Source organism: Streptomyces sp. NPDC045470, assembly GCF_040646595.1.
Lineage (GTDB): Bacteria > Actinomycetota > Actinomycetes > Streptomycetales > Streptomycetaceae > Streptomyces.
This window is the reverse complement of the sequence record NZ_JBEZAN010000003.1, coordinates 773566-786494: the sequence shown is the minus strand read 5'-3', so window position 1 is coordinate 786494 and position 12929 is coordinate 773566. Positions and strand designations below refer to the sequence as shown.

Annotated in this window: 13 protein-coding genes; 6 read left to right on the top strand and 7 right to left on the bottom strand. The window is 73.5% G+C overall.

Annotated elements, in window-relative coordinates:
- Positions 1–6: 6 nt before the first annotated feature.
- On the bottom strand, positions 7–1059 hold the full coding sequence (locus tag AB0A97_RS13565; RefSeq protein WP_361148518.1) for a YihY/virulence factor BrkB family protein: 1053 nt from the start codon (positions 1057–1059) through the stop codon (positions 7–9).
- A 234-nt stretch (positions 1060–1293) separates the two neighbouring features.
- On the opposite strand from AB0A97_RS13565, the gene AB0A97_RS13560 reads away from it, so the two are divergent.
- From AB0A97_RS13560 to AB0A97_RS13550, 3 genes are read left to right on the top strand one after another with little or no spacing between them, the layout of a single operon-like run.
- Positions 1294–1839, top strand: a complete 546-nt coding sequence (locus AB0A97_RS13560) for a sigma-70 family RNA polymerase sigma factor (RefSeq protein ID WP_361148516.1) — start codon at positions 1294–1296, stop codon at positions 1837–1839.
- The gene (locus AB0A97_RS13555; protein WP_361148514.1) at positions 1830–2525 is read left to right on the top strand and encodes an Asp23/Gls24 family envelope stress response protein; all 696 of its coding nucleotides are present in this window, start codon (positions 1830–1832) and stop codon (positions 2523–2525) included. Before AB0A97_RS13560 ends, AB0A97_RS13555 begins: the two co-directional genes overlap by 10 nt.
- On the top strand, positions 2522–2941 hold the full coding sequence (locus AB0A97_RS13550; protein WP_361148512.1) for an Asp23/Gls24 family envelope stress response protein: 420 nt from the start codon (positions 2522–2524) through the stop codon (positions 2939–2941). Before AB0A97_RS13555 ends, AB0A97_RS13550 begins: the two co-directional genes overlap by 4 nt.
- Positions 2942–2963: 22 nt before the next feature.
- Here AB0A97_RS13550 and AB0A97_RS13545 read toward each other — a convergent pair whose 3' ends face one another.
- Complete coding sequence (locus AB0A97_RS13545; protein ID WP_361148510.1) at positions 2964–4007, bottom strand: DUF1266 domain-containing protein; 1044 nt, start codon at positions 4005–4007, stop codon at positions 2964–2966.
- A gap of 106 nt (positions 4008–4113) precedes the next feature.
- On the opposite strand from AB0A97_RS13545, the gene AB0A97_RS13540 reads away from it, so the two are divergent.
- Complete coding sequence (locus AB0A97_RS13540) at positions 4114–5079, top strand: methyltransferase (RefSeq protein ID WP_361148508.1); 966 nt, start codon at positions 4114–4116, stop codon at positions 5077–5079.
- A gap of 311 nt (positions 5080–5390) precedes the next feature.
- On the opposite strand, the gene AB0A97_RS13535 is transcribed toward AB0A97_RS13540, so the two are convergent.
- From AB0A97_RS13535 to AB0A97_RS13515, 5 genes are all read right to left on the bottom strand, one after another.
- On the bottom strand, positions 5391–5711 hold the full coding sequence (locus AB0A97_RS13535) for an SH3 domain-containing protein (protein ID WP_361148507.1): 321 nt from the start codon (positions 5709–5711) through the stop codon (positions 5391–5393).
- 277 nt (positions 5712–5988) lie between these two features.
- Positions 5989–6819 carry an aldo/keto reductase gene (locus AB0A97_RS13530; RefSeq protein ID WP_361148505.1) on the bottom strand — a complete coding sequence of 277 codons (831 nt, stop codon included), beginning with the start codon at positions 6817–6819 and terminating at the stop codon, positions 5989–5991.
- Between the two features lie 78 nt (positions 6820–6897).
- Positions 6898–7917: a hypothetical protein gene (locus tag AB0A97_RS13525; RefSeq protein ID WP_361148503.1), complete on the bottom strand. Its 1020-nt coding sequence runs from the start codon at positions 7915–7917 to the stop codon at positions 6898–6900.
- Between the two features lie 111 nt (positions 7918–8028).
- Positions 8029–9855 (bottom strand): long-chain fatty acid--CoA ligase, encoded by a 1827-nt coding sequence (locus tag AB0A97_RS13520; protein WP_361148501.1) that lies wholly within the window; start codon positions 9853–9855, stop codon positions 8029–8031.
- Between the two features lie 259 nt (positions 9856–10114).
- Positions 10115–10999 (bottom strand): LysR substrate-binding domain-containing protein, encoded by an 885-nt coding sequence (locus AB0A97_RS13515; RefSeq protein ID WP_361148826.1) that lies wholly within the window; start codon positions 10997–10999, stop codon positions 10115–10117.
- A 227-nt stretch (positions 11000–11226) separates the two neighbouring features.
- Here AB0A97_RS13515 and AB0A97_RS13510 point away from each other — a divergent pair, with 227 nt between their 5' ends.
- Together AB0A97_RS13510 and AB0A97_RS13505 are read left to right on the top strand one after the other, a co-directional pair.
- On the top strand, positions 11227–12312 hold the full coding sequence (locus tag AB0A97_RS13510; protein WP_361148499.1) for a bile acid:sodium symporter family protein: 1086 nt from the start codon (positions 11227–11229) through the stop codon (positions 12310–12312).
- Between the two features lie 249 nt (positions 12313–12561).
- Entirely contained in the window at positions 12562–12831 is a 270-nt protein-coding gene (locus tag AB0A97_RS13505) for a hypothetical protein (protein ID WP_361148497.1), read from the top strand.
- Positions 12832–12929: the final 98 nt, after the last annotated feature.

Here is a 12929-nt window from a genome sequence, read left to right as displayed (position 1 = left end):
GCGCGCTCAGTTCTTCGCCTCCGTGCTGCCGCCGGACCCATCGGAAGGTGTGCCCTCGGACTCATCGGAACGTGCGCCCTCGGACGCACCGGAGCCCGCACTCTCGGACGCACCGGAGCCCGCACTCTCGGACGCATCGGTGTCCGCACTCTCCATATGGGCCAGCTCGGCGTTGAACTGAGCGCCGCTCAGCAGGGACAGATGGGAGAACCACAGCCATATCAGGAACACGACGGGCCCGGCGAGCGACCCGTACAGCCGGTTGAACGTGCCCACGTACGAGGCGTAGAACGTGAACCCCGCCGAGGACACCAGCCACATCAGCACCGCCACCACCCCGCCGGGCACCGCGCGCCACCCGCGCGTCCGGGACGGGCCCGTACGGAAGAGGACCATCACCAGCACGACGGCCAGCAGCAACAGCAGCGGCCACTGCAACAGGTTCCACGTCTCCTCGCCCGCCTCGCCGAGCCCCAGCCCCCGCCCGGCCGCGCTCGCTATCGGCCCGCTGGCCAGGAGCACGACCGCGCTGCTGATCAGCAGCGCCAACAGCAGCAGCGCCGTCGCCAGAATGCGCGGCGCCTTGCGCCACGGCGGCCGGTCGTCCTTGACGCGGTACATCGCGTGCAGGGCCCGCCGGAACACCGCCAGGTAGCTGCACGACGACCACAGGGCGCTGACCAGCGCACCCCCGACCAGCATCCATACGGCGGTCCGCTGCTGCGCCATGGTGACCAGGGCCCGGCGGACGGTACCGCCCGACCCGGCCGGGGCCAGGGCGCTGATGTGGTTGATCAGCTCCTCGGTGGACGCGGGGTTGGCCAGGCCGACGAGCGAGATGGTGACGATCACCGAGGGCAGCAGGGCCAGCACCGAGTAGTACGTCAGGCTGGCCGCCCAGTCCGACACGTCGTCGTTCCAGATCGAGACCGGGGTACGGCGGGCCGCGGTGCGGATCCGGGGCCAGCCGGGCAGCGCGGCGCGGCGTGCGCGTGGCCTGCCGACTCCGGCCGCGAGCTGCGGTGGATGCAGTCCACGGTCCGTACCGCTACCGCCCATGGGTACCCGTCCTCTCCTCGTGCCGTACGCGCTGCGCGCCCGGTCCGTCTGCCCGTTTGCGCAGCGTACAAGCGTGTGTGCCGGGCTCCGTCCGGAGGTGCGCCGTGGTAGGCGTCTTCCCTGCGGCCGGATCGGGGGGACGGACGGGAAACGCCGGTGACTCCCGTATCGCGCCAAAGCGGGGCATCGTGCCCGTCTCCGGTGAAGATGGTCAGGGAAGGAAGGAGCCGGTGAGTGCCCGAACCCAGCGACGCCCTACTGGCCGTACGTGCCGCGGAAGGGGACGAGGGTGCCTTCGAGGTGCTCGTACGCCGGCACAGCGCACAGCTCCTGCGCCTGGCGACCCGGCTGCTCGGCAGCCGCACCGACGCGGAGGACGCCGTACAGGACGCCTTCGTGAGCGCCTGGCGCCGCATCCCGGAGTTCCGCGGCGACGCCGCGTTCGCGACCTGGATGTACCGCATCGTCACCAACCGGTGCATGAACCTGCTGCGGGCCCGCAGACCCACCCAGGATCTCGGCTCGGTGCCCGAGCCGAGCGCGCCCGAGCACGCGTCGTCACCGGTGCGGGCCGCCGAGTCGACCGCCGCCGTCGAGGCGCTGATGCGGGCGATGGACGGGCTCACCCCGGAGCAGCGCGCCTGCTGGGTGCTGCGCGAGCTGCACGCCCTGCCGTACGAGGAGATCGCCGCGGTGGTGGGCATCAGCCACCAGGCGGTCCGTGGCAGGGTCTTCCGAGCACGCCGCTATCTGACGGAGGCGATGGGCGCATGGCGCTAGGTGAGCACGACGACCCGATCCTGCCCTGCGGCCGTGCGCTGTCGTCCGTGTGGGAGGAGAACGAGGCGGAGAGCGCGGGCGGTCCGGCCGGAGACGGCGGTCCGGCCGGAAACGACGCCCCGGACGCCGGTCCGCACGCCGCCCGGTGTCCGTACTGCCAGGAGGCGCTGGCGGGCCTCGGCGTCCTCGACAGCTACGTACGCGAAGCCCGGCAGGCCGCGGGGGCAGCGGGCCGCGACGAGGAGGAGCGGAGCACCGAACGCTTCACGGCCCGGGTGATGGACCTGGTCAGAACCGAACTCCGGCCCGGCAGGACACTGCCGCTGGGCGACCCGGAGGACGACGCCTGGATCACGGAGGCCGCGGCGGCCAAGTCCTTCCGCGCGGCCGCCGAGACCCTGCCTGACGTCCAGGCGGGCAGTTGCCGGGTCACCCTGCTCGCGCCGCGGGGGCCCATGAAGGTGGCGATCGAACTGGCGGCGGGGTACGCGTGGCCGCTGCCCGCGCTGGCCGACCGGGTACGCGAACGGGTGTGCGCGGCGGCGCGGGACGGCATCGGCCTGGAGGTCGAGGAGGTCGATGTCACCGTCGTGGACCTCGTCGAGAACCTTGTCGAGGACCTCGGCGAGGGGGAGACGGGGGGCTCCGGCAGGAACCCGGAAGCCCGCGAGGAGGGCAGGCCGTGAGTCAGGTCATGAGCGGCGACGCGCAGGTGCACGCCGCGGTCCTCCGTGCCGCCGCCGGGGCCGCCAAGGACACCCCCGGTGTCGCCTTCCTCCGGCCCGGCCTGGGCGAACTGCTCCGGGGCGCGGTGGCGCGAACCCCCGGCTTCGGCCCAGCCTCCCGGGCCGCCTCCGGTCCCGGCTCCCCCTCCCCGTCCGGGCTGACCGGCCGTGTACCCGGCGTACGGGCCGACCATGGCCCCGGCCCCGGACCGTGGCGCGTCCGCGTCCATCTGGCGGTCCGGCGGGGTCACCGGGCCCTGGACGTGGTCCGCGCGGTGCGGCCACGCGTCACGGCGGCGGTCCAGGAGGCGCTGCGGACAGCGGGCGAAGCCGCGCCCGAGGTCGCCGTGACGGTGACTGTCACGGACATCACCTGAAGGACCCCCACCCCGTGCCGCGTCAGGCGAAAGGCAGATTCGCCCACGGCGAGGCCGGGTCCTGGCCGAGCACCCGGTGCAGGTGCACCGTTTCCTGGTACGCCGTGCCGAACCAGCCGTTGTCGAAGGCCAGCGCCCGGCCCAGCGCGTACCCCGCCGAGAACTCCTGCCAGGAGCCGTACGCCGCGCGCGCCAGCTCACCGGCGCGCAGCACGGCCTGCTCGGCCTCCGGCGGCGCGCAGTAGCGGGCCCCGAGCCCCCAGCGGACGAGGGCGACGGCATGCGCGTAATCCAGGGCGACGATCGACTTGACCCGTCCGTCCGCGGGCAGCAGCCCTTCCGTACGGAAGCGCTCCTCGTACTGCTCCACCAGCTCCGGCACACCGCCGGACCCGGCGTCGTCCCCGGCGTCGCGGGCACGCAGCGCGGCCTCGGTCCCCGCCGGTACGAAACCGGCGTCGAGGAGCTGGCCGAGGCGCTGCTGCCAGGACGCCGGGTCGGTGACCGACCACTGCTCGTGCAGCAACTGGGCGTCGGCCGCGTAGTCGAGGAAGGCGGTGCCCAGCTCGTTCCACGGCACGCTGTGGTGCACGGCGATCGGGGCGCCGCAAGCCAGTCCCTGGGCGAGCGGACCGTGCAGCGGACCGCCGAGGTGGGTGGTGAGCAGCCCGCCGGGCCGGACTCCGTACTGGGCACGGATGCGCGTCCACGTGCCGCGGTGCGCGGCGGTGGCCGGCAGGTACGCGGCACACGGCGTACCCGGGTTGACCGCCAGCTTCCACCGGTCGTTCGGCCAGTCCTGCGCCAGTTCCTCCACCGAGACCCGGTCGAAGAGCTGCTGAGGGTGCCACGGCGGCAGCATGCCGCGGGTCGTCACGGGGATGCACGTACCGCCGCCGGCCGGGTCCTCGTACACCGGCAGCGGGTCCTGGCCCTGCTGGGGCACCACCAGATACAGGTCCTCGCCGGCCACGGCCGCGACCTGGCCTTCCCAGTCGCCCCGCGCACCGGCCTCACACAACCGCCGTTCCGTCTCGGTCGGCGGTATCCATCCTGGAATTCCCACGGAGCAGAACCTTACGGTGGGCGGTCCGGAGGCCCCGGAGGCGGGGTGCTTTGCCGGACCGGCAAGGATGTTTGCCTTATGGCGCGCCCTGCCGGACGCTCGCACCATGACGGACCACCACCACGACACCACCGCCCCGGCAACCGAGCCCGGCCACGACCACGGTCACGGCCACGACCACGGTCAGGGCCCCGGCCATCACCACGACACCACGCACATGGACTGGGACGCGCTCGCCGCCTACCTCGAAGGCGAGGCCGAGTTCCAGACCCCGCTCCTGGAACAGGCCACCGCCTGGCTCCGGGACCTGCTGACGCAGCCGTCCGGCCCCGGGCCCGACGAGGTCCGCCGGGTGCTGGACGTCGGCAGCGGCCCCGGTGTCACCAGTTGCCTGCTCGCCCAGGCGTTCCCGCGGGCCGAGATCGTGGCGGTGGACCCGACCGAGGCGCTGCTCGAACGCGCCCGGGACCGTGCCGACCGCCTCGGCCTCGGCGACCGGTTCCGTACCCAGGTGGCCGAACTGCCCGACCGCGTCGACGCCATCGGGGACGCGGACCTCATCTGGTCCAGCAAGGCCCTGCACCACGTCGGCGACCAGGCGGCCGCCGTGGCCGCGCTGGCCCGGCGGCTCCGTCCGGGCGGGCTGCTCGTCGTGTCCGAAGGCGGCCTCGCCCCCCGGTTCCTGCCCCGTGACTTCGGCATCGGCCGCCCCGGCTTCCAGACCCGTCTCGACGCGGTGCAGGACGAGTGGTTCGCCCAGATGCGCGCCGCACTGCCCGGCAGCCGGGCCGTGGTCGAGGACTGGCCCGCCATCCTGACCGCCGCGGGTCTGCGGTCCCCGCTCAGCCGCAGCTTCCTGCTCGATCTGCCCGCCCCGCTGGACCCCGCCCAGCGCGCCCAGATCACCCGGCAGCTCTCCCGCTTCGCCGAGAAGACCGGCGACGATCTGGACGAGGCGGACCGCGCCACCCTCGCCCACCTCCTCGACCCGGACGATCCGGCGGGCATCGCCCGCCGCCCGGACCTCTTCTGGCTCTCCGCCCAGACCTTCCACACGGCACGGGCGGTCTGACCGCTCAGCTCCATGCGGCATGCGTACGCCGCCGAGCCGGCGGCGTACGCACGTACGTCCCGCCCTGGGAGCAGGCGGGACGCGACGGCACCGCCCGGCCGCCGCCCCCCGTAGAGCCACGTCCATGCCCCACCGCGCACGCCCCCGTCGGTGTGCTCGTGCGCGGTGGGCAGGACGTGGCCGAACGGCGGCCGGCCGGTGCCGGGCGGGGTGGTGGCCCTCCCGGGCCGGGAAGACCCTCCACCACCCCGCCGTGTGATCAGCTCGCCGGCCCGTGGCGAGGGCGGGTGGCCGGGCCGGCGGGCCGAGCCTCAGCAGTTCAGGTAGGCGCGGTGGATCCACACCCCGGTGCGGCCGCCCCACAGGTCACCCATGACCCAGGAGCCTTCGGTGCCGCGCGCGTTCATCTTCTGACCCCGGTTCACCTGACCCAGGACCGGATAGCCGGTGCCCGGGCCGCCGCGGTAGTTGACGCCGTTGTCGTTGACGGTGCAGACGACGGCCTGGACCGCGGGAGAGGCGGTCTGGCGGGCGGGGGCCGGACCGGCGGCGGTGGCCATGGTGCCGCCGCCGAGGGCGAAGACGGCCGCGGTGGCCGCGAGAGCGGCGGCGGCGCGAGGAATGCGGATCATCTGAATCTCCTCCGTTGGGTGATCCTCGGTGCGCCGGGGCCGTCGGCTGCCCGGTCCCGGCACCTTGACCTTCGTCCCGCGCCGGGCGCCGGGCCAAGGGGTTTCCCGTCCCCCGCGGGGCGTGGGAAACCGGGAAACCGGGCGTGAGCTGGGAGGGACGCGAGGAGGAGAAGACAGAAGAGGGGAGGAGAGGACGGGGTGGAACGACGGCGCCGCCGTCCCGGGTGGGGCGGCGGCGCCGGAGGGTGCTGCACCGGACCGGGGTCCGGGAGGTGTCTCAGCCGTTCATGGTGTCCGGGTCCGGGCCCAGGCGGGTGCCCGAGTCCAGGGCCGCGAGGGCGGACAGGTCGGCGTCGTCCAGCTCGAAGCCGAAGACGTCGATGTTCTCCTCGATCCGGGACGGGGTCACGGACTTCGGGATGACGACGTTGCCGAGCTGGAGGTGCCAGCGGAGCACGATCTGCGCGGGGGTGCGGCCGTACTTCTCGGCGAGCCCGGTGACGGTCGTGTTCTTGAGGAGGTCCTTGCCCTGGCCCAGCGGCGACCACGCCTCGGTCGCGATGCCGTGCCGGGCGTGGAAGGCGCGCAGCTCGGACTGCTGGAGCTGCGGGTGCAGCTCGACCTGGTTGACCGCGGGCACGACGGACGTCTCGCCCAGCAGTCGCTCCAGGTGGGCGGGCTGGAAGTTCGAGACGCCGATGGCCTTGGCGCGGCCCTCTTCGTAGATCTTCTCGAACGCCCGGTACGTGTCCACGAACGTGTCCTTGGCGGGCATCGGCCAGTGGATCAGGTACAGATCCACGTACTCCAGGCCCAGCTTGCCGAGGGAGGTGTCGAAGGCGCGCAGGGTCGAGTCGTAGCCCTGCTCGTCGTTCCACAGCTTCGTCGTCACGAAGAGCTCGTCACGAGCGATGCCGGAGGCGGCGAGCGCCTTCCCCGTGCCCTCCTCGTTGCCGTAGATCGCGGCGGTGTCGATGCTGCGGTACCCGGCTTCCAGGGCGGTGCCGACGGCCGTGGCGGCCTCGTCGTCCGGCACCTGCCAGACGCCGTAGCCGAGCTGCGGCATGGCGACACCGTTGTTGAGGGTGATGTGGGGGACCTTGCTCACGACGGATTCGATCCTTAGGTCGTCGTACATGTTCTCCAACGTCAACGATCATCCGGTACGGAGCATTCCCGCGCACCTTCAGTACGTGCCGACAGCCTTCGGCGCGGGCGCGGACGAGGGCACGGAACGGGCCGTCTCGGCGGCCAGGGTGAGGGTGCCGAGGCAGAGCACGACCAGCCCGGCGACCAGCTCCAGGGCGCCCGCCAGGCCGGGCAGGCCACCGGTGGAGGCCGAGCCGCCGCCGGTCAGGGCGTCGGCCACGGTCCACGAGAGCCACATCGTTCCGCCCCACGCGAACACCGTCGCGGAACCCAGCCAGGCCAGCGCGAGCGGCACCCGCGTACGCAGCCGCCGCAGGCGCCCCCGGTGGGGAAAGAGGAGGGCGGCCAGCCCGGCCGCGCCGGCCAGCGCCAGCAGCCCCTGGACCACGCCGGACGTGGCCGTGACGACGCTGCGCGCGGGCAGGGCCGCCCCTCCGGGGCCCGTCGGCATCCCGAGGCCCCACAGCACGTCGAGGACGCCGAGTACGGCGAGGAGCACGGCCGCCGGCACGCCGAGCAGCCGCCGTGCCGCCCGTACGCCGGGGGCGGGAGCGGGTACGGACTCCAGCCGCCGGCGCAGCAGCGCGCCCCAGCGCCGGTGCGCGTGGAACCAGAAGGCGCTCAGCAGGGTGAGGCCCTCGACGATGAAGGCGCCGTAGACCAGGACGTAGACCCAGGGTTCGAGGAAGTCGCCGGACGCCATCGGGTTCGCCGCGCCGGTCAGGGCGGCGACGGCGGAACCGGTGGGCACGCTGATCATCAGGGGCGTGAGCAGCCCGGACGCCATCCACAGGGGCAGCGCGAGCAGCCAGGCGGGGGCCCGCAGACCGGACGGGCGGGTGAGTGCGTACGCGATGGCGGCGGCGACGGCGTCCATGAGGAAGGTGACGACGTTGGCCGCGATCCAGGTGCCCCGGCCGGCCCTGCCCACGTCCACGATGCCGATGTCATGGCCCAGGACCCACAGCAGTTTGAGGAGGAGGTACGGGGCGCAGGCCGCGACGGCCACGCGCCCCAGGAGGACCTGGCGGCGGCCCATGAGCTGATCGGTGGTCATGACACGAGCCTCCCGGCGGCGTGCGGACGGCACCTCCGGCCGGGGGATGAACCGGCTCCGCCGCGCGGGGGAGAGGCGGGTGCGACCCGTACGGCGCCGCGCGCCGCCCGCTCACGCCCGGTACAGCGCCTCCACCTCCGTCGCGTACGCCGCCTCGATGGCCTTGCGCTTCAGCTTGAGCGACGGCGTCAGCAGGCCGTGCTCCTCGCTGAACTGGTGCGCCAGTATCCGGAACGTACGGATCGACTCGGCCTGCGAGACCAGCGTGTTGGCGGCGACGACGGCCCGCCGGATCTCGGTCTCCAGGTCGGGGTCGTGCACCAGGTCGGTCGGCGGCAGCTCCGGCTTGCCGCGCATCCTCAGCCAGTGCCCGACCGCCTCCGCGTCCAGCGTCACCAGCGCGGCCACGTACGGGCGGTCGTTGCCGACGACGATGCACTGGGCGACCAGCGGGTGCGCCCGTACCCGCTCCTCCAGGACGACCGGGGAGAGGGTCTTGCCGCCGGAGGTGACGAGGATCTCCTTCTTCCGGCCGGTGATCGTCAGGTAGCCGTCCTCGTCCAGCGCGCCGAGGTCGCCGGTGGCCAGCCAGCCGTCGCGCAGGACGGCGTCGGTGGCCCGGGCGTCGTTCAGGTAGCCCTGGAAGACCTGGCCGCCGTGCAGCCAGATCTCCCCGTCCTCGGCGATGTGCACGGTCGTCCCGGGGACGGGGGAGCCGACCGTGCCGAAGCGGGTGCGCTCGGGCGGGTTGGCGGTGGCGGCGGCGGTGGACTCCGTCAGGCCGTACCCCTCGTAGATGGTCACTCCGGCGCCGGCGAAGAACAGCCCGAGCCGGCGCTCCATCGCCGAACCGCCCGACATGGCGTGCCGCACCCGGCCGCCCAGCGCCTCCCGCACCTTGCTGTAGACCAGCTTGTCGAAGAGCTGGTGCTGCATGCGCAGCGGCGCGCCGGGCCCGGACGCGGTACCGAACGCCTTGTGCTCCAGCGCCTCGGCGTGCCGGACCGCCACGTCGACGGCCTTCTCGAACGGGCCGAGCCGCCCCTCCGCCTCGGCCCTGCGCCGGGCCGCCGCGAAGACCTTCTCGAAGATGTACGGCACGGCGAGGATGAAGCTGGGCCGGAACGACTGGAGGTCCGGGAGCAGCGCGGCGGCCGACAGGTCGGGCTGGTGGCCGAGCTTGACCCGGCCGCGTACCGCCGCGACCTGCACCATCCGTCCGAAGACGTGGGCGAGCGGCAGGAACAGCAGGGTGGACGCCTCGTCGCCGGGCTTGGAGTGGAACACCGTCTCGTAACGCTGGACGACGTTGTCGGCCTCGGCCATGAAGTTCGCATGGCTGATCACGCAGCCCTTCGGGCGGCCGGTGGTGCCGGAGGTGTAGATGACCGTCGCGGTCGCGTCCGGGGTGACCGCCATCCGGTGGCGGTGCACCACGTCGTCCTCCAGGTGCGCGCCCGCCGCCGTCAGTTCGGCGACCGGGTCGGCGTCCAGTTGCCACAGGCGGCGCAACTGCGGCAGCCGGTCGATGACCGAGCCGACGGTCATCGCGTGGTCCTCGTGCTCCACCATGCAGGCCGACACCCCCGCGTCGTGCAGCATCCAGAAGACCTGCTCGGCGGACGAGGTGGGGTACAGCGGTACGGACTGGGCGCCCACGGACCACAGGGCGAAGTCGAACAGCGTCCACTCGTAGCGGGTACGGGACATGATCCCGACCCGGTCACCGAAGCGGACGCCCTGCGCGAGCAGCCCCTTGGCCAGCGCCAGCACCTCGTCGCGGAACTGCGCCGAGGTCACGTCCCGCCACGCACCGGCGTCGTCCTTGCGCGCCAGCGCGGCCCGGCCGGGATCCGAGCCGGCATGATCGAACACAGCGTCCGCCAACCCGCCGACGCGGGGCGCCGTCGCCAAAGGTGGGACGGTGAACTCGCGCAATGACCCAGCTCCTCGACGTGCTTCTCACCGGGCCGAGACCGTACCCCAACACCGCGGCCCGCGGGAGGGGCGTCCAGCCGGCCGGACCGGTGGCATAGTCGCTGGTCATGAGGCGAAAACGGGCTACTCCGGAGAAGCCCGGACATCGTCGGGGGCGCCGCGCCCCCGACGATCACGACGCCGGGACCGGATCTGCACCAAATCTTTCCCTGGTACTCGGCGTCTCCCGGCATCGCTCCGGGGAGGGCCGGGCGCGTCGCTAAGGCAACTGCAAGCGGTCGCCACCCGCCAGTATCGCGTCGGCCAGCGCGTCCGCCGGGCCCCTGGCCGCACCGTCCCGCTCCCCGTACAGCAGGACGAAGTCCACCCCGCCGAGGTCCGGCAGACCGGCCCGGGACGGCACCCGCACCAGACCGGGCGGGATCATGCCCAGGCTGTGCGCCATCACGCCCAGGCCCGCCCGGGTGGCCGCGATCAGGCCGTTGAGGCTGCCACTCGTACAGGCGATGCGCCAGTCGCGGCCCTGCCGCTCCAGCGCCTCCAGCGCGCGGGCCCGGGTCACCGCCGGCGGTGGGAACACCACCAGCGGGACCGGCCGCCGCGCGTCCAGCCGCAGCCGGTCCGTGCCGACCCACACCAGCCGGTCCCGCCAGACGAGCCGGCCGGTGGGCGCCGCCGCCCGGCCGCGTGCGGGGCCGGGACGGCGCTTGGCCAGGACGAGGTCGAGGCGGCCGGCCGCCAGCAGTTCGTGCAGCGTCCCGGAGAGTTCGACCGTCAGCTCCAGGTCCACCTCGGGGTGATCGCGCCGGAACTCCTCCAGTACCTCCGGCATCCGGGTCAGCACGAAGTCCTCCGAGGCGCCGAACCGCAGCCGGCCGCGCAGCCGCGTGCCCGTGAAGAAGGTCGCGGCCCGCTCGTTGGCCTCCAGGATGGTGCGGGCGAAGCCGAGCATCGCCTCACCGTCCTCGGTGAGGTCCACGGCATGGGTGTCCCGGGCGAACAGCCGCCGCCCGGCCGCGTCCTCCAGCTTGCGCACGTGCTGGCTCACGGTGGACTGCCGCAGGCCGAGCCGGTGCGCGGCCTGCGTGAAGCTCAGCGTCTGCGCCACCGCGAGGAACGTCCGCAGTTGCACGGGGTCGAACATCGCCCCGGTCCGGTCACTCGTCACGCGTCATCATCCGTCATCACACTTCATGATGACAGTCACCACGATAAGAGGGCTTCCCGATGGCTGTGCCGCCAGGCAGGCTGGAGAGGGCACCGTCCGCCCCACCTGCACCTTCAGTCCCTCGGGTACTGTCCGCCCCCGTCCCGCCCGCTCCGTCAGCCCCGCCCGCTCCGTCAGCCCCGCCCCGCCCGCGAAGAGAGAACATGCGCCGTCCTCAGCTCAGAATCCCCTCCTGGCTCCCCGTGGACGGATTCATCCTGACCCTCGTCGGTACCGTCGGCCTCGCGGCCCTGCTCCCCGCCCGGGGTGCGGCCGCCACCGTCGCCGGCGACGCGTCGACCGGCGCCGTGGCGCTGCTCTTCTTCCTCTACGGCGCCCGGCTCTCCACCCGGGAGGCGGTGGACGGGATGCGCCAGTGGCGGCTGCACCTGACGGTGCTGGGGTGCACGTTCGTGCTCTTCCCCCTGCTGGGGCTGGCCGCCGGCGGCCTCGTCCCGTACCTCCTGACACCGCCCCTCTACACCGGCCTGCTCTTCCTGTGCCTGGTGCCCTCCACCGTGCAGTCCTCGATCGCCTTCACCTCCATGGCGCGCGGCAACGTCGCGGCGGCGATCTGCGCGGGCTCCTTCTCCAGCCTCATCGGGATCGTCGTGACGCCGCTGCTCGCGGCGCTCCTCCTGGGCGGTGACGGCGGCGGGTTCTCGGTCGGCTCACTGGTCTCGATCGTCTTCCAATTGCTGGTGCCGTTCCTCGCCGGTCAGCTTCTGCGCCGCTGGATCGCCGGCTTCGTCACCCGCCACAAGAAGATCCTCGGCCTCGTCGACCGCGGCTCGATACTCCTCGTCGTCTACACCGCCTTCAGCACGGGCATGGTCGAGGGCATATGGCACCAGGTCTCGCCGTGGCGCCTGCTGAGCCTGCTGGCCGTCGAGGCCGTCCTGCTGGCGCTGATGCTGACGATCACGTCGTACGGTTCCAGGAAGGCCGGTTTCGCCCGCGGCGACCGGATCGCCATCACGTTCGCGGGCTCGAAGAAGAGCCTGGCCGCCGGGCTGCCCATGGCCAGCGTCCTGTTCGGCGCCCAGGCCGGGCTGGCGGTGCTGCCGCTGATGCTGTTCCACCAGATGCAGCTGATGGTCTGCGCGGTCCTCGCGAAGCGGTACGCGGCACAGGCACCCGACGAGCGGGAATCCGGGGCCGAGCCCGGGGCGCTGCCCGAGCCCGGGGAGAGCAAGGCGGTCGTGCGGCCACGGCGCGGCGAAAGCGTCGGCGCGGGCGGCTCCCGCTAGCCCTCGGGACCGCGCCACCAAGCGGCCGACATCGCCCGCCGGACCCGGGCCCCGGCCGAACTCTCCCGGCTGCGCGCGAGGCCAAGGGGCAGGCGGCGGCGTTGCTGCCGCCCGCCGAGACGCTGGCGGACGGGCGCACCGTCGAGCCGGGCGGGCGGGTCCCGGAGCCCCCGGCGGCCCACCGGGTGGACGCCGTCGGCCGTCGGCCGGCTGCTCGCCGGGGCGTGGCGCGCCGAGCAGTACCTGTCGGTGCTGCTGCTCACCAGGGGCGGGACGCACGTGGTGCGGGTCCGGCCCTCCTCCGACGGCAAGAGGGCCGCCGGCGCGGCCGGGCACGCCTACGCCGTCGCCCGCCAGGACATCACCTGGCTGCGGGACCGCGGGGAGGTGCGGCACGGTACGCACGGGACCGGCTTCGCCGACGGCTCGTGGGCGACGGTGTTCTTCCCGCTCGGCGGCTGGAGCACGCTCGCGAAGGCGTTCCCGCACCGGCTGCGGCACACCGGCCCGATCGCCTGAGCGTCCGCTCCGGGGCCCGGGGCGGCGCGGAGCAGGCCGGTGCGGTACGACCGGCCTGCTCCGCGATCACCGCGGGGTGCCTGGGGCATGACGCTCCG